The 15,967-nt window shown below is 44.1% G+C and carries 20 protein-coding genes and 1 tRNA gene; 8 read left to right on the top strand and 13 right to left on the bottom strand.

Features of this window, described 5'->3' with window-relative positions; translation table 11 throughout:
* Positions 1 to 40: 40 nt before the first annotated feature.
* Complete coding sequence (locus tag I4W93_RS18415) at positions 41 to 877, bottom strand: CvfB family protein (protein WP_205312956.1); 837 nt, start codon at positions 875 to 877, stop codon at positions 41 to 43.
* 134 nt (positions 878 to 1,011) lie between these two features.
* Here I4W93_RS18415 and rlmF point away from each other — a divergent pair, with 134 nt between their 5' ends.
* Both rlmF and I4W93_RS18405 read left to right on the top strand, forming a co-directional pair.
* Positions 1,012 to 1,950, top strand: coding sequence for a 23S rRNA (adenine(1618)-N(6))-methyltransferase RlmF (gene rlmF / locus I4W93_RS18410; protein ID WP_205312954.1), 939 nt, complete (start codon positions 1,012 to 1,014; stop codon positions 1,948 to 1,950).
* 53 nt (positions 1,951 to 2,003) lie between these two features.
* Positions 2,004 to 2,291: a hypothetical protein gene (locus tag I4W93_RS18405; RefSeq protein WP_205312952.1), complete on the top strand. Its 288-nt coding sequence runs from the start codon at positions 2,004 to 2,006 to the stop codon at positions 2,289 to 2,291.
* On the opposite strand, the gene I4W93_RS18400 is transcribed toward I4W93_RS18405, so the two are convergent.
* Positions 2,288 to 3,808, bottom strand: coding sequence for a DUF3413 domain-containing protein (locus I4W93_RS18400; RefSeq protein WP_205312950.1), 1,521 nt, complete (start codon positions 3,806 to 3,808; stop codon positions 2,288 to 2,290). The two genes, I4W93_RS18405 and I4W93_RS18400, sit on opposite strands and share 4 nt — an antisense overlap.
* A 6-nt stretch (positions 3,809 to 3,814) precedes the next feature.
* Positions 3,815 to 4,039 carry a YejL family protein gene (locus I4W93_RS18395; protein WP_205312948.1) on the bottom strand — a complete coding sequence of 75 codons (225 nt, stop codon included), beginning with the start codon at positions 4,037 to 4,039 and terminating at the stop codon, positions 3,815 to 3,817.
* Between the two features lie 70 nt (positions 4,040 to 4,109).
* Here I4W93_RS18395 and yejK point away from each other — a divergent pair, with 70 nt between their 5' ends.
* On the top strand, positions 4,110 to 5,156 hold the full coding sequence (yejK, locus tag I4W93_RS18390) for a nucleoid-associated protein YejK (RefSeq protein WP_205312945.1): 1,047 nt from the start codon (positions 4,110 to 4,112) through the stop codon (positions 5,154 to 5,156).
* Here yejK and I4W93_RS20570 read toward each other — a convergent pair.
* Genes I4W93_RS20570 through I4W93_RS18365 form a run of 5 tightly spaced genes read right to left on the bottom strand, consistent with a single transcriptional unit; the run spans position 5,107 to position 7,961 of the window.
* Positions 5,107 to 5,238 (bottom strand): hypothetical protein, encoded by a 132-nt coding sequence (locus I4W93_RS20570; protein WP_497848968.1) that lies wholly within the window; start codon positions 5,236 to 5,238, stop codon positions 5,107 to 5,109. The two genes, yejK and I4W93_RS20570, sit on opposite strands and share 50 nt — an antisense overlap.
* Before the next feature lie 56 nt (positions 5,239 to 5,294).
* Positions 5,295 to 5,981: a M15 family metallopeptidase gene (locus I4W93_RS18380; RefSeq protein ID WP_205312941.1), complete on the bottom strand. Its 687-nt coding sequence runs from the start codon at positions 5,979 to 5,981 to the stop codon at positions 5,295 to 5,297.
* The gene (dapE, locus tag I4W93_RS18375; protein WP_205312938.1) at positions 5,978 to 7,120 is read right to left on the bottom strand and encodes a succinyl-diaminopimelate desuccinylase; all 1,143 of its coding nucleotides are present in this window, start codon (positions 7,118 to 7,120) and stop codon (positions 5,978 to 5,980) included. The genes I4W93_RS18380 and dapE overlap by 4 nt, the downstream gene beginning before the upstream one ends.
* Positions 7,117 to 7,470: an ArsC family reductase gene (locus I4W93_RS18370; protein WP_205312931.1), complete on the bottom strand. Its 354-nt coding sequence runs from the start codon at positions 7,468 to 7,470 to the stop codon at positions 7,117 to 7,119. The genes dapE and I4W93_RS18370 overlap by 4 nt, the downstream gene beginning before the upstream one ends.
* The gene (locus tag I4W93_RS18365) at positions 7,467 to 7,961 is read right to left on the bottom strand and encodes a PTS glucose transporter subunit IIA (RefSeq protein ID WP_224673558.1); all 495 of its coding nucleotides are present in this window, start codon (positions 7,959 to 7,961) and stop codon (positions 7,467 to 7,469) included. The genes I4W93_RS18370 and I4W93_RS18365 overlap by 4 nt, the downstream gene beginning before the upstream one ends.
* A 520-nt stretch (positions 7,962 to 8,481) precedes the next feature.
* Between I4W93_RS18365 and yfbV the strand changes: the two genes are divergently transcribed.
* A complete protein-coding gene (gene yfbV, locus I4W93_RS18360) occupies positions 8,482 to 8,970 on the top strand; it encodes a terminus macrodomain insulation protein YfbV (protein WP_306660305.1) in 489 nt (162 codons plus the stop codon).
* A gap of 24 nt (positions 8,971 to 8,994) precedes the next feature.
* Here yfbV and xthA read toward each other — a convergent pair whose 3' ends face one another.
* Entirely contained in the window at positions 8,995 to 9,801 is an 807-nt protein-coding gene (gene xthA, locus I4W93_RS18355; RefSeq protein WP_205312926.1) for an exodeoxyribonuclease III, read from the bottom strand.
* Between the two features lie 124 nt (positions 9,802 to 9,925).
* Here xthA and I4W93_RS18350 point away from each other — a divergent pair, with 124 nt between their 5' ends.
* Together I4W93_RS18350 and deoC are read left to right on the top strand one after the other, a co-directional pair.
* Positions 9,926 to 10,630 carry a M48 family metallopeptidase gene (locus I4W93_RS18350; protein WP_205312924.1) on the top strand — a complete coding sequence of 235 codons (705 nt, stop codon included), beginning with the start codon at positions 9,926 to 9,928 and terminating at the stop codon, positions 10,628 to 10,630.
* A gap of 236 nt (positions 10,631 to 10,866) precedes the next feature.
* The gene (gene deoC, locus I4W93_RS18345) at positions 10,867 to 11,595 is read left to right on the top strand and encodes a deoxyribose-phosphate aldolase (RefSeq protein ID WP_205312921.1); all 729 of its coding nucleotides are present in this window, start codon (positions 10,867 to 10,869) and stop codon (positions 11,593 to 11,595) included.
* Positions 11,596 to 11,600: 5 nt separating this feature from the next.
* Here the strand turns inward: deoC and I4W93_RS18340 are convergent, their stop codons facing one another.
* Positions 11,601 to 13,232, bottom strand: coding sequence for a response regulator (locus I4W93_RS18340; RefSeq protein ID WP_205312919.1), 1,632 nt, complete (start codon positions 13,230 to 13,232; stop codon positions 11,601 to 11,603).
* 132 nt (positions 13,233 to 13,364) lie between these two features.
* A tRNA-Tyr gene (locus I4W93_RS18335) sits at positions 13,365 to 13,449 on the bottom strand.
* Between the two features lie 118 nt (positions 13,450 to 13,567).
* Here I4W93_RS18335 and I4W93_RS18330 point away from each other — a divergent pair.
* Positions 13,568 to 14,044, top strand: a complete 477-nt coding sequence (locus I4W93_RS18330) for a VC2046/SO_2500 family protein (protein ID WP_205312910.1) — start codon at positions 13,568 to 13,570, stop codon at positions 14,042 to 14,044.
* Between the two features lie 10 nt (positions 14,045 to 14,054).
* Here I4W93_RS18330 and I4W93_RS18325 read toward each other — a convergent pair whose 3' ends face one another.
* Positions 14,055 to 14,435, bottom strand: coding sequence for a YchJ family protein (locus I4W93_RS18325; RefSeq protein WP_224673547.1), 381 nt, complete (start codon positions 14,433 to 14,435; stop codon positions 14,055 to 14,057).
* Between the two features lie 171 nt (positions 14,436 to 14,606).
* Complete coding sequence (locus tag I4W93_RS18320; RefSeq protein WP_205312904.1) at positions 14,607 to 15,053, bottom strand: SulA-like leucine-rich domain-containing protein; 447 nt, start codon at positions 15,051 to 15,053, stop codon at positions 14,607 to 14,609.
* Positions 15,054 to 15,222: 169 nt separating this feature from the next.
* Here I4W93_RS18320 and I4W93_RS18315 point away from each other — a divergent pair, with 169 nt between their 5' ends.
* Positions 15,223 to 15,924 (top strand): DUF3581 family protein, encoded by a 702-nt coding sequence (locus tag I4W93_RS18315; RefSeq protein WP_205312901.1) that lies wholly within the window; start codon positions 15,223 to 15,225, stop codon positions 15,922 to 15,924.
* Positions 15,925 to 15,967: the final 43 nt, after the last annotated feature.

The raw sequence follows: 15,967 nt of genomic DNA, 5'->3' as shown, positions 1-15,967 counted from the left end.
TGCTAACAGCAGACGCCGGGCTAAACCCGGCGTTGTTTTTCTAGTTTTGTGGCACCAGCATAATACCGTGTTCACTAATAACGATTTTTTTATCTTTATAAAGACTGCCAATAGCCTGTTTATAAGCTTTTTTACTGACACCAAAGCTAGCGTAAATCAATTCTGGCGAGCTTTTATCGGTCAGTGCCAGCTTACCGCCATTTTGCTGTAGCTTTTTAAGTACTTGTTCAGTCAACTCCAGTGCTTGTTTGTAGGTCGTGGCATTTAAACGCAAGTCAATCTTGCCATCATCACGTACTTTTACAATAAATGCTGGCATTTTGTCACCGCGGCGTAGCGGTTTAAATACCTCGTTCTTATACAACACGCCCCAGTGTTGGTGATTAACTACCGCTTTATAGCCAATATCGGTTTGATCGCTGATGATGATCTCAACTTTATCGCCAATATGGTACACCGGATCGGTTTTATGTAAGTGGCGGTCTAGTTTGCTGGATGCAACAATGCGGTTGCTATTATCAACATAACAGTACAGCAAATATTTTTGGCCTTCTTTTAACGGGATTTGTTGTTCGCTAAAGGGCACCAACAGATCTTTCTTTAAACCCCAATTTGCAAAAGCGCCCACTTTTGTGGTGGCGATTACCTGAAGTTGAGCAACTTCGCCAACTTTAATTTTGGGCTGCTCAGTGGTTGCTATTAGCTGATCTTCAGAGTCCAGATAGAGGAATACGTCCAGCTCCCGGCCAATCTCTAACCCGGCTGGGGCAACATTATTCGGTAGCAATATCTCGCCCCAACTTAAACCATCAAGATAAAAGCCAAACTTAACCTGCTTTTTTACAGTTAATCGATTAATTTTTCCAAGAGCCAGCATGCGACATCCATAAATTTGCCCATACGGGCGGTTTCAATGGCGCTATTGTAGCGGTTTTTTTGTTGTACTGCTTTATATTAGCCCTGACATGGTAAACTTAACGACATTAATATTTGTAAAGGCTAGTACTTACAGTGTCAGCACAACCATTACTGCATCCACGCAATATTCATCAGGGACGTTACGATTTTACGGCTCTAATTAAAGTGTTGCCGGCGCTGAAGGGATTTATTCTTAACAATCCTTCGGGCGAACCTACAATAGACTTTTCTGACAATAATGCGGTGTTTACGCTTAATCAGGCGTTATTGGCCTGCTATTACAACGTAAGGCTATGGCAACTACCGCCAGGTTATTTATGCCCGCCAGTGCCAGGGCGTGCAGACTATGTTCATTATGTGGCCGATTTGCTGGCAGCTGGCTTTGCTGGCGTGGTGCCGCTTGGCAAACAGATAGCACTGCTGGATGTCGGTACCGGAGCTAACGTGATTTACCCGATTATTGCCAGCCAAAGTTATGGCTGGCAGGTATGCGGCACGGAAACAGATCCGGTGGCGGTAAAATCAGCTAAGGTAATTGTTGCCAGTAACTCTGGTCTGCGCGCTAATGTAAGTATTGTGCAACAGTACGACAACGCGATGTTTAGCGGCGTGATTATGCCAGAGCGGCGTTTTCATCTAACTATGTGCAACCCACCGTTTTTTGCCTCACAAGCGGAGGCTGAAGCTGCCAGCAGTCGAAAATGGGCTAACCTGGGCAAAGCTACCCAGGGTCATCAGCGTAATTTCGCTGGCCAACAACATGAGCTGTGGTGCAACGGTGGTGAACTGGCGTTTATCAGCCAAATGATTACAGAGAGTCAGTTGTTTAAAACGCAAGTGTGTTGGTTTACCACTTTAGTATCGCAGCAAAAACATCTTGCGGTATTACAAAAACTGCTGCGAAGTGTTGGGGTGGCTCAAACCCAGATAATTGAAATGCGTCAGGGGCAAAAAGTCAGCCGTATTTTGGCTTGGAGTTTTTTAACAGCGGTGCAGCAACAAGGTTGGCAAGTTTCGCCAGACCTTAGTTAATCTATATTATAAATTAACGCATATAAGCAGCAGACCAACATAGGGGATAAGTTATGGACTGGAGGCAATGGCTTGATGTTAAGCAATATGAGTTTTTGCTGCACTGGTTTATGCGTCGGCAGCGTGAGTTAAAGCTGTCAGAGCTAAACGAGCCACTGGCTTACGATAACTTTAGTGTTTATGATCAGTTATGCCAGCAGATGTTAAAAGAAGCCGCCGTAGCGTATCTGGAGAGATTCTCTCAACCGGTAGCACCGATAGCGCTAACAAATATGTTGCACCTGGCTGAGTTGGAATTAGCTGGCCGGCCAGCAAAAAAACTAACCGGCCCGACACACTAGTTGGCCAAACTTTCTATACGTTTTAGCGCGTCGGTTAGCATTGGCAGATCAAGTTTTTCGTTCAAGGGTACCAAGGTGCCTGCAGACCAGACCCCGTAACTGCCATCTGCACGTAAAACCAGCATTTTATCTTTTTTAAAGCTGATCATTTCTTCACCACTAATGTTCAATTTGGGCAAATTGCGTGGCTTTTGCAGATTATCTCCAAGCCAACTGGCATGAAACTCACAACCAGCTTGTGCCAATAATGTTGGCAGCATATCAAGATGCTGCGTGACTAAATGCGGTTGTAATTGACGCAGCACTTGCCAGTTAGTCCAGGCTTCAACTGGTGTTAGACTAAACTGGCTATGACTGGCATTTAAAGTAAGTAGTACGATATTGGGATACTGACGGTACTGTGTCAGATGTTGTTCAGGGTTATTATCGAATACGATGGCAAAAGACGCTGCAGTGTTAACCGTTAGCCAGGGCAAGCTGGATACAGCCGTGTTTTCAGTGCGACCTATACTGACGAGACCCTCGGGTAACTGAGCCAGCCAGCCGGGCGGCTGTGCCAACAGCGTCAACATATCACTGCTACTTGTGCGAAATTTGCCGTACAGCAAATTCAGCAATGCTTCGTTAGCATTTTCAGGTGCAAAATGTTGTTCCAATTGCTTTAACCCCAAAGCTTGCATTAGGATTGTTTGCGGCTGCTCTAATGGTTCAGACACAATAATGACCGTGGCTGCGCTTTGCTGTGGGCTATGGCATTGCAAGGCGTTGGTATTATCTAACGCAGCCGGTAAGCTAAGTTTATCCAGTTGCAACTGAGCCCGGCTGTTTAAATCAACAAACTGGTAGCGTGCCAGAAAGGTTTTTGCCGTTGCAGGGTAAGATAGCGGTAACACATTATCTTGTTTAGTAACGTCGTACTTCAGGTTGGCGTCAGCATAGATGTGAACTAAATGACTAAGCATAAAGCTACCAATGAAGATACTTAGCAACAAACCGGTAATGCCAGCTTGTTTTAACCGCTCAACCTTCTTCCAGCAATAATTACTTAACGTCAGCTCTATAGCTAAAAGCAACGCACCTACGGTTAGCACTATTAATACAAAGTTGCGTAAATTAGTTACAATTTGCTGCCGCAATAAATCAATCGCCTGTTCAAATGAGGCGCTACCAATATGATATCCGAGGTTAGCGTAGACATAAGCGTCGAATATCAACACAACGAGGGCGCTACTGGCCAATATTGCTGCCATACCACGCACATGACGCTGATAGGGAAAGATCAGAGAGATAGGAAAAATAGTGAGGATAAAAAAAATAAAACACAAAAAAGCAGTGTGGCCAATCCAGTTTAATGGCAAATAAAGCCAACCAAGTAACGAAACAGGCAATGGCTCAGATAACCAATAAACGGATGTTACCATCAGAGCCAGCAATATATTGAAAAAGCTGAACCAATGGCCCCAATTAAGTAAACGGTTGACCTTTTTTACCAGTGATAGATTATTTTCCTGCACCATAATGGCTTAGCCAGCCTTGCCGTTTACGGCATCAGCTAGTGCCTGAGTAAAGTGGCTAACGACGGCCTCGCGCTGTGCAGCGGGTACGCTACTGTTAACTACATGGCTGATAGCGTTACCCAAACACATTAAACTTAGTTCTGTAGTGGCTTTTTCAGTATGTAAAACGTCCAGTAATTGATTTACCAGCTTTTCAATCTGCGCGGTGGAATACTTTGATACAATTGGCATGAATTATCCGCAAGTCATGTGGTTTAAACAGGTAGAATAGTAACAGAATTCATTTTAAACAGGAAAAATTATGTCAGTAGATGTACAACAGTTGGCGATAAATTACCTTGAACTGGACGAGCAGACACAGAGCAAAGCGCACTATCGGCCATCTTTAGTAGCACCTACTGCTGCCGTAGCACATTTGGTTGAGCAGTTACATCTTGCCTACAACGGCAAACCAGCTAAGGGCTACGCCGCTTTTAATACTGGTAAAGATCCCCAAGTGATGACCGCACTACACGACTGGCAAAAACAAACTTCGGATTTTCTGGAGCTAGCAAATACATCAACTGCGGCATTGGAGCAACAATTGCAGGCACACCAGCTACCTGAAAGCGGATATTTACTGGTGTGTCATTATCGCTATTTGGCCAGTGATTACCTGTTATTTTGTCTACTAGGCAGCAAAGATCATTTTTCACTATCCGAGGACCTGGAACTGGCAACATCACGTCATTTAGACATTGCTCGCATGCAACTGGCTGCGCGGATTGATTTAACAGAATATCAAAGCTCGCCGGAGCAGGGTAAGTACATCAGTTTCATCCGTGGCCGAGCCGGGCGCAAGGTAGCGGACTTTTTCCTTGATTTTCTTGGCTGTGAAGAAGGAACCGATGCTAAAGTGAACAGCAAAGTGGTTCTGGCTTCTGTAGAAGAGTATTTTACTGCAGCAGAATTTGATAACAACGAGAAAAATGACGCTCGTAAGCAGGTATTCAGCTACTGTGAAGAGCGAGCTAAAGCCGGCCAGGATGTGCGGCTCACCGAATTATCGGCCGTGATTGATGAGCAAGAACAACAGGGCTTTTTGCGCTATTGTCAGGAGCAGCAACTTGAGGTAGCAGAACAATTTCCGGTCGAAGTTAAAGAATTGAAAAAATTGATAAAATTCAGTGGGCAGGGCGCCGGCTTATCGTTAAGTTTTGAGCAAAAACTACTCGGCGACAGGGTACAGTATGATGCGCACAGCGACACTCTGTTGATTAAAGGCACGCCACCGAATTTACGTGATCAACTGCAACGTTTTATTCAGGGCTATTCGGCGTTTGACCGCGCTGAGGGCTCTGCTGAGTAGGACTATTCTGCCTGCTGGTATTGCCCTCTTGTTGTTTCGGCACAGAGGGCATTTTTAATTTTGCCGCATGCTTTAACAGCATAATATTTCCCAGCACCACGCCAAACGCCAGTGTCAATGCCCAAAACAGAGGCCAGTTCATGGCTCTGTACTGCATATGTTTTTAACATATTGCTGAAATATGCTGTCCAGATGCGCAAGCACCAATTGTTGCTCTGCAAGCGGATGCTGTGCAATGCATTGTTTAAGTGTGTCAGTATTAAAGGCTGCAAGATAGCGGCTGGCCAGCGGTTGATAGCTTATATGCCAGGGCTCGACAGCGACCCCGCCTTGAAATTGGCGGTATGGTTGAAAGAAGTCAAATTCAGCTGCGTGGATACTTAGCCACTGCTGTAAGCGGAAAAAAGGGCCGTTAGGGGCGTATTCTGCCGGGTTAAGTTGGGGTTTATAATCTGCTGCTACTGCGCCCGCATCATAGATGTCTAACTCTGTACCCCAATGGTGGCGACTGGCGCCTGGCAACGCTGAGTACAATAGTACAGCTTCAAGTTTTCTCCACCCAGTAAGGCAATTTATATCAACAAGTTCGCCGCTGCGTGTATATACCGGGCGTTGCCCAGTTAACTTTGCCTGCCAAATGGCGGCTTGACGTTGATAAGAACGAAAAGCAGACACCACTTTTATACAGATGCCATCGGCCTCTGCTGCCAGGCATAATGTATTGAACGGTGTTTCCACGTCTTTATGCAGCATAAATCCGTCCGGCCTCGTCAGCAAGTGACGTTCGCTCAGGCCGGTCAGAATATCACTACTTATAGCGGTCATAGGCTTTGTTCAAGTTGTTCCAAAACCGTTTCATACATTTTAGCCAGTTGTTCCAAATCAGTGATTGAAACACATTCGTTTATTTTATGAATGGTGGCATTGCATGGGCCTAGCTCAACTACCTGCGCTCCTGTCGGGGCGATAAAACGACCGTCTGATGTACCGCCAGTGGTTTCCAGCCGTGTTTCAAAGCCCTGTACCTGATAAATTGCTTTTACGGTTGCCGCTACCAAGCTGCCGCTGTCGGTCAGAAACGGTAGCCCGTTTAACGTCCATTTTAAATCATAAGTTAAGCCGTGTTTATCCAACAGGGCTATAACACGTTGCTGCAGCTGCTGGGCCGTGCTTTGTGTGCTATAGCGGAAGTTAAACATGACATTTAATTCACCCGGAATCACATTTGATGCCCCGGTGCCAGCATGAATATTAGCAATTTGGAAGCTGGTTGCCGGAAAGTAAGCATTGCCGTTATCCCATTGTTCAGCTGCGAGCTCGGCAAGTGCAGGCGCTGCATTGTGCACCGGGTTATCAGCTAACTGCGGGTAGGCAACATGCCCCTGAATACCTTTTACGGTTAAATGTCCGGTTAAAGAGCCGCGCCTGCCATTTTTCACCACATCGCCGGCTTTTTGGCTGCTGGAGGGCTCGCCGACAATACACCAGTTAATTTTTTCGTTTCGTGCTTCCAGGGTTTCGATAACTCTTTTGGTACCGTTGATAAAAGGGCCTTCCTCATCACTGGTGATAAGATAAGCTAAGTCGAATTTGGGGGTCGGGAAACGCTGCAAAAAACGTTCAGTGGCAACCATCATGGCAGCAAGGCTGCCTTTCATATCGGCCGCACCGCGGCCATATAGTGTATCGCCTACAATTGTCGGTTCAAATGGCGGGGTATGCCATTGTTCCATCGGGCCGGTTGGCACTACATCAGTGTGGCCAGCAAAACAGAACAACGGTTTGGTGTGACCGCGTCGGGCCCACATATTCAGTGTATCTTCAAATTGCATCACTTCTATATCAAAACCTACCGCAGACAGGCGTTGAGCCATTAATTGCTGGCAACCTGCATCTTCAGGTGTGATAGAGGGGCGAGAAATCAGATCTTTAGCTAACTCAATTACTTCACTTACGAGGCTCATACATTTTGTCCAAAAATTTGCTGATAGTTGCCAGGTTGAAATCCCAGAATATATTTACCATCGTGAAAGAGTAGTGGGCGCTTTATCATTGCCGGTTGCGCCAGCATAAGTGCCAGAGCTTTTTGTTCCGTCATATTGGCTTTGTCGCTATCGGGCAATTGTCGATAGGTTGTACCGCGAGTGTTGAGTAGGTTTTCCCAACCGCACGCCGCAGAAAATTGAGTAAGCTGCACTGCAGTCAGTCCATCGCTGCGATAGTCAACAAATTGATAGGGTAATTGGTGTTGTTCAAGCCAATTTTTGGCCTTTTTGATGGTGTCACAGTTTTTTATGCCGTAGATTATTGTCATGTTTTTGGCTTATTTCCGGTTTGAATAATTAACGCAGCATCGTTTAAAGCCTCGACATGTCGCCTGGCGCTAAATGCATGAGTAATGGCTGGGTGAGGCAGTATCATTAGCACAACATGGCAATTGCCATATGCTCGTATATCCAGAGACATTACAGACTCGCCGCTGCGAATCGTCGCGCCAGACTTTACAAGATGATTTACACTTTTACCGTTCGTCATATCAGCGTCAAGTGGGATATCTAACTGTATTACCAAGCCACTATTGTGTTTGAAGCGAAGCCTGCGGCCACCAAGTAACTGCCTGTCGAAGACGCCGCTAAAAGGAGCTTTGAGTGTACCGTGTTGAAGTTTTATACACAAAGCCAGCGTTAAGACATTTGAGTTATATAGCAGATCTGGATGTTCGGTTAACGGCATTACCATGCCAGTAACAGGGCTTTTAATTACAGAGCCATGAATACCGCTAAGTTGAGGCAGCCAAGTTAACAATGACGTTAATTCCAAAAGTGTAGGTTGAGTATTATGCTACGGTAAATTTGTGCTATTACTCAAGTAATAATCTTATTAATAACCTCATCTGGCAAGGTGGATTTACTCAGCTTTACAGTAGTAAATATGACAATTTGGTTCATTTGCGATGAAATATAGATGAAACCGTAATTACTATTGGTAAATTACCTGACAACGAGCACTGTTGGGTAGTGATATATGGGTTTATGTTGTCCACAGTTTTTGTGGATAACTTTGTGTGTAACAATGTTTAACAAGTGTAAGCTTTTGTATTTAAATGGGTATGTATATTGGCACATTTTTTGTTAGCCCATCTTTAGACTAAAGCGGTGTCAAAGGTACAAGTTTTTGACGTTTTCGTTGTTGCGAACAGTCATGTGTATGTCGTTCGACAGCCAACGGCTTGTAAAAGGGCTGCAGCGGCTTTGTTAAAGTGCTTTTCGATACAGAGCAATATGCCGGATTAACGCTAATAGACTAAGGTAAAGGCACAATATCTATGCTAATGTTTGGTGGTTACGATAAGAAGTTGGGGGTATTAATGCTGTATCCACTTTATAAAACCTTAATAGCTGGTCGTGAGTACAGCAAGCAATGGCCAGCAACTGCTGAATTGAATAGTTTGTTTGCTGAAAATAAAATTATTTTGATGACGAAGTTAGCCTGGCGATATCTGCCGTTGCTTTCTCTAGTTTGTGCCGCAATTCAGTTAGATTACTTTGGTTTGGCACACATGCCACAAATATTGGCGATGATGCTGTTTTTGATTAGTATTCCGTTACAAGGCTGGTATTGGCTTGGAATGCGATCTGCTACACCTTTACCTCCCACGATCGCAAGTTGGTGTAAACAGATCCGCCAGAAAATGCAGCAACAAGGTTTGGCTGTTGCTCCTGCACAACAACCTGATAGATATAAAGATTTGGCCTTAGTGTTACAACAAGCCTACCAGCAATTAGATAAAACGTTTGTCAAGCAATGGCTATAGCGCCGGGCTATTGCCATTCATCATTCACTTAAACACAGACCATACAGGAGCATGGTCTGATGGCTTTTCAATACCACGTAGCTCGTAATCTATACTGCTTTCGACACAGCGATTTGCTAATGCTGACGTTGCCATGACCACATCAATCCGCAGGCCGCGATTGTCATCAAATCCTTTAGAGCGGTAATCAAACCAACTATATTTAGCCACTTCTTCCGGGTGCAGCTGTCTGAATGTGTCAACTAACCCCCAGTCTTTCAGCTGCTGTAACCACGCTCTTTCCTCTGGCAGAAAAGACGTTTTACCCTCACGGAGCCAACGCTTAGCATTAGCATCGCCAATACCAATATCAACATCCAATGGCGATATATTGATGTCGCCAATCAGCGCCAAATTCTCTTCAGGCGAGTGATGATTAATAAGATATTGTTGCAAATCAGCATAGAATTTGGTTTTAGCAGGAAACTTAACCGGATGGCTGCGATTTTCGCCTTGTGGGAAATAGCCGTTAAGAACCGTTAGCGGCGACCCGTCAGACATAACAAAACTGCCTATCAGCATTCTTCGTTGAGCATCAGCATCATCAGTTGGAAAACCGTACTGCATCTTGCTTGCTGGCTGTTTACTTAAAATGGCAACGCCGTAGTGACCTTTCTGGCCGAAATGATAGACGTGATATCCCATTGCAAGCACATCGGTTAGTGGAAACTCATCGTCGTGCACTTTTATTTCCTGTAAGCCAATAATATCAGGCTGATGTTTGTCAATTAGAGCTTGTAACTGATGTAATCTAGCTCTTATACCATTAATATTAAAAGAAATAATTTTCATTATGTTACAGACCTTTAAGCTGATTTAAAGCGGCTAAGTGACGGGATCATAACACTTTAACCACTGTTATGGCACAATAGCATTCTGTTAACGGTGTTTAATTCCTGTGGTTGCGGAGTCGATATTGCCAGCTGTAGTTGTAAAAGCGGAGCATTTTAATTACTGCGTCTATTTCAGTGCCAAAAGACGAAGTATTGCGTTGCAAGTCAAACAAGGGCAACTGTCGGTGCGAGCACCATTAGGGTGCAGTCTTTTGGATGTCGAAGCGCTGGTTGTGAGTAAGCAGTCCTGGGTACTTAAACATTTGCAGCATAATAAAAGCCAAATTGCGCCTGATTGGCTAATGTTGCAGCAACTGCCGTATTTAGGTGACACATTAATGGTTAGTATCTTGTCAGGCAAACGTCAGTGGGTTGAGATGTCTGGTAACCAGATCTATTTATGGGTATCCAATAAATGCAAAGCTGACGATATGACAAAAAAAGCTGCTGAGCTGGCGCGTAAATGGTATCAACAACAAGCGCACATTTGGTTTGTTGAGCGTGTTAGTTACTGGCAACAGCTTATGAATCTGTATCCTGGAGTTATGGTTGTCGGTAATTGGAAGACTAAATGGGGATATTGTAAGTCTGATGCAGAGGTTGGTTTTAATTGGAGATTACTAATGGGGCCGGCCTGGGTTGCCGATTATGTAGTAATTCATGAACTAGCTCACCTTAAACATTTAAATCATTCAAGGGAGTTTTGGCGATTAGTCGAACAATACTGTCCCCAACGTCGTCTAGCAATTGAGTGGTTGAAACAAAATCAATATTGGATGACGATATAAAAAGACGCCGGCTTTAGGCCGGCGTATAAACTAGGACATCGGAGAGAAATGGTGTCACTTCACAACTACTCTTACTATGAGTACACCAATACTGATAAATTCAAAAATATTACAATTATTTTTCTGTAGTGATTTTTGCTTTTTAGTCGCCAGTTAGTTTAAGCTCCTCGCAATGCGAATAAGTACAATAAACACCGGTCAGCCATGCAGGCTACCAGGCTACTGGACTCTGAGTTATGACTAATCTACAACGCTTAAATCAACTGGCAAGTATACTCGATATTACCCGACTCCAAGATGATGACAATACACCAGCTTTTCAGCATTGGCTCAGCACTTTGCCACAATTAGATGTTGCAGCATTTTGTGTTTATCCACAGTATTTACCATTGCTGTTAAGCTGGCCACAACCCCAGGTTAATGCCGCAATAGCAACAGTAGTGAACTTTCCATCAGGTGATCTACCTACGGACTTGGTTTGTGAACAAATTCAACAGGCGATTTATGCTGGGGCGACAGAGATTGATTGTGTTTTACCTTATAAAGCATTGTTGCGCGGTGAAAATGGTTACGTGAAAAGTTTTCTTTATGATGTGCGTCAGGTGAGTGCGGGAGTCTGCCTGAAAGTTATTATTGAATCCGGAGAGCTGGTTACAGCACAACAAGTTGCTAAAGCGACAGAGCTTGTCATTGACGGTGGGGCAAACTTTGTCAAATCGTCAACAGGTAAGACAGCTGTTGGCATAACAGAAGAAGCGGCACGTATTATGTTGACTGTAATCGCAGCATCCGAACGCAATGTTGGTTTTAAAGCATCAGGTGGTGTACGCACCATAGAACAGGCGTTGGCGTTGCTGCAAATATTCGAGGATGTTACGGGTAGGGTAGCCAGCCGAGAGTGCATGCGTATAGGAGCCAGTACGTTAGCATTTGAACTGGCGCAACATTTAAGCACTGATTTATAGTAGGTTTATCGACGAAACTCGTCGCGTAAAACATCAAATTGTTGCAGTAGGTCATTATAACGCACACGATGATTATCTGGTAGCGGCATGTTATCAACGATACGAAACGTTTTTTTACAGCGCTCAAACAGTTCTCTGGATCTATTTTTTTTCTGGCTATTGAGTAATTGAATGGAAGCTTGGATCAAGTTAAGTGCACTACCAGTGTTCATTGGGGCAAGCTCAAGAGCCGATTCAAATTGTATTACTGCAGCGGCATAGTCGCCTTGCTTGTAACTTTTTATTCCAGCTTTGTTCAACTCACCAAATTGCTGTCGCTTCTGATCGATAAAGTTCTGCTGGTCACTAAACAAAGTGTTCAGCAGTTGATTCTTCATCAAATCTGCTGGCACTAATTTACTCATCGCATTGGCTTGCTCAAACTCACCAATCTGGTTCAACAAAAATATTGCATCAGGCATTATTTGATGCTGTTCAGGTAGTTGACTTGCAACAGCGGCAAAGGTTTTTTTAGCCTGGTACTGCGCGCCGCCAAGAGATTCTAAGCGGGCCTGACATATAGCTTCAAACAAATTAAAGTCTATTTCACGGATCATACTCTCGTCACGTCTAACACGCTGTATCGCTAAAGAGGCTTCCTGCTGGTAGCGGTTGCGTTGTGAGGGGTCTGTCTCTTTTACTGCAGCATCGATTGTTGTACGAATATAATTAAGTAAGTGCACAACATCTTGTTTAATTGAGCGACGAGTTATTTCGTATAGTTGTTTGCTGGCTTGTACTTGCTGTGAAACATTATCAATCTCGCGAGCTATGTCTATAACCAGATACTGCCTAGGCATGCTAAACGGGGCAATTTCAGCCGCAGCCAAAATACTACTATATGCCAGGTCATGCTCGCCTATGGCCCGGTAGTTTTGTGCCTGAATGTCATAAGCTTCGGCAAAATATCGGTTTTGCTCTATGGCTTCCTGGCACAATACGAGGCTTTCGTTATAATTTTTTTGCTCGAAGCAGCATCTAGCTTGTAACAACAACGCCCAGCCACTGCGATGCAGTGCTAACGAAGCGTCCAACACTTGTTCAGCTTCATCGTAACGTTTTAAGGCTAAGAGATTTTCAACCAAAACACGTTTACAAAATTGTTGGTATCGACTGTCTTTACTTATTTCTTGTTGGCACAAATTGACAACTAATTCAGGTTGGTCATCAAACAATGCTTGATACAACTCTGCCAACTGTAATTTCTTACGTTGTATTCGCTGTATTCGGCTTCGTAACACACTCTGTGAAAAAGGTTTTACCAGGTAATCATCCGGCTCCAGCTCTACCGCACTCATTACCATGGGGACGCTATTTTCTCCGGTAACTAACATAAAAATACTGTGTGGTGCCAACAGCTTTTTTTCGCGCAGATCTTCTAACAGTTGCTTACCATTTTTCCCAATGCCTAAATGATAATCTACGAACAAAATATCGAAATTTATGTTAGCGCACTTTGCCAGTGCCTGTTCACCTGTTGGAGCAAAAGCGACATTTGTTGCGCCTAAAGAGTACAACACACCTTTGAATATCAATTGAAATGCGCGTTGATCATCAACGATCAGTACTCGTTGATTTTCTAGCGTCTTGTTATCCATTAGCACCACGTAAATTAGTCGTAAACTTAAATCAGTGTCGGAAATAACCAAAGGATTAGCAAGATAAATACTGATAATACATCACTACAATCAGATTTGATAAAAGGTGTTGAATGAAGGAGATGTAAGAAATGGTGGAGGGGGAAGGATTCGAACCTTCGAAGGCAGTGCCGGCAGATTTACAGTCTGATCCCTTTGGCCACTCGGGAACCCCTCCACGAGTGAGCGGCATATTATCAAACTGACTTTTGATGTAAAGCCATTTACTAAACTTTTTTGTCTGACTGCCGATAATTCAAACAGAAGAACGTTTTTGCTGAAGAATAAATAGAAGAATGACAATGGTTATCAACGAATGGCAACTTAATGGCAAGTTAAACCGAGCGCTGCAAAGTTCGCAGCGGGCAGACTTCGCTATGTATCTTGCCTGGCTAACCCCTGCAGTTGATGAAGCTGCGGAGTTCTATACGCCTGAAGCATTTACAGAAGGTACAGAGAAAAACATACGGCGACAGTTCGATGTGCCACAAGCCAGGGCTTTTTGCCAAACAGAAACTGATATTGATTTAATGCAGCAACACAGTGTTGCGTTGCAGCTGGGGGGATTAGCGCAACTAAAGCTAACAAGTTATTTGAAACAGCCGCCGTTAACACAATTTGACGATAAAAGCAGACTAGCCACTGAAGTATGGCAAAACTTGAGCCTACATAGTCGCAGGCGTTTGCAGCAATCGACACCAGAGCGACCTGATACTAACCCTGCAGGTCTCTATGAAGTGCTGCAACAACTACATGAGATTAATGCGGCTTAGTACGATGAGATTAATTGCCGGAAAGTCTGTGCCGATGGCACTGTTTAAACTTCTTCCCGCTGTTACAGGGACAGAGAATGTTGCGTTGCAATTTAACCGGCGTCTTATCTGTCATAACACCATCAACATAATACCAAGCATCTTCAAACACAAATCTTGAGCGTTCAGTAAACTCATACAGCACATTCTGCTGTATGTAGCGGACATTGAAACTGACATAGCCTTGTTGACTGCTTTGCTCACAAGACAGCACTTTAAGTGAGATGAAATGACTATTTTCAGCAAAAGCAGCCAAAGTCGGTTTGGGGTTGTCAGCACGACAGGACGTATGATAGGTACGGTATATATAATCAACATCATGCAGGCAGTATGCGCTGTAGCGTGATCTCATCAATTGTTCGCAACTGTCTGCGTTGGCCATCCCGGCTAAAAAAGGTTGGCAGCAAAACTCAAACGCTTGTGCTGAACCGCAATAACATCGCATGTTGAAACTTACTTTACCAGTATAAAACCGTCATTTTAACTTAAGTTGTTAGCTTTGTCGTCTGAGCATAGAAGCTGGTTAATGTGCCACTTGTGGCTGCTGGATCTGTTCACATTGATAAAACCAGGTGTTATTGCCTACTGCCAATTTACGACAAGCGTCCAATTGTAGAGCATCTAACTGGCTGGCAAAGTTAATAACAACCTTACAGCTGGCGGAATTCAATGCTTGTTTAATTGTTGCACCCAGATCGCTGATTTGCTTTTGGTGAACGACCAAAACATTGTGTAATGACAATTGATAGTGTTCTGCCCACTCTTTATCAGGTATATAAGTGGGGGCTATCAGTAGGATCCAACCTTGCTGGTGTTGATGCTGCTGAATAAGCTGCAACAAGCTGTGGTGCGAGTCATCAGAAGCAACCGTATTGCTATCGGCCACAGAATGTATTTTTAGTAAGCTGCTATCGCTATATGTGGTTTTGGTTAAACGCTTGTATTGGGCGCTGGGTAAACGATGGTACATATCACTCTCTGCATGTTTATTTGTACAGTGTATGTATATACAGTAGTTTGCTGGTGTACATAAAGCAAGCATATTTTTGCTTTGATAAGTAATTTTTTACTGGCTGGACCATTGCTGCTGTAAATTTGGGTAGAATGACCGGCTTATACAGAAAGAGAGTCAACGATCGATGTTGTTAGAAAAGTACGTTAACCAAAGCGACGAAGGTTTTAGTTTCAGCCGCAAACAGGCATGTGAGTTTGCCAAACAGGTGGCGACAGATTTCAATCCGATCCATGACGAAGACGCGAAGCGCTTTTGTGTTCCCGGCGATTTACTGTTTTCCTACTTACTTACCCGTTATGGCGTTACGGAGCAACTGAGTTGTCAGTTTGCCGGTATGGTTGCGGCTGACGTTTTGCTGCAATGCAAAGAGCAGGATAACCTTATTTCCATTTGTGATAGTCAGGGGAAGGTATATCTGTCGTTGCAACATAGCGGGGCTTGTCAGCATGATCTTGCGGTAATCGAACCCTTAATCCGTGATTATGTGAAGTTTTCCGGCCAGAACTTTCCACATATATTGCAACCCCTGATGCAACAGCACCAGGTAATGATTAATCCGACCCGGCCATTGGTTATCTATGAGAGCATGGCATTGAGTTTTACCCGCCTTCCGCAGCAGGAAGTTGGCTTAAGCCTGACGAACTCGTCTTTATTGGTTGATGGCAAGCGTGGTAATGCATTACTGGAGTTCTCTTTAACAGAGCGGGGAGAGCAAATCGGTAAAGGTGAGAAACGTATGATACTAAGTAACCTGATGCCATACGACGAAGCGCAAATGCAGCAGATGGTTGCTGAGTATAATAGCCGTAAAGCCGTGGTTAGATAAAAACGGCTTTTGTTCATTTAAGCAGCGGTTAAACAATTTAATC

This window comes from Rheinheimera maricola, from assembly GCF_016918075.2.
Lineage (GTDB): Bacteria > Pseudomonadota > Gammaproteobacteria > Enterobacterales > Alteromonadaceae > Alishewanella > Alishewanella maricola_A.
Note: the sequence above shows the minus strand (reverse complement) of the source record. Positions and strands in the feature narration are given on the sequence as shown.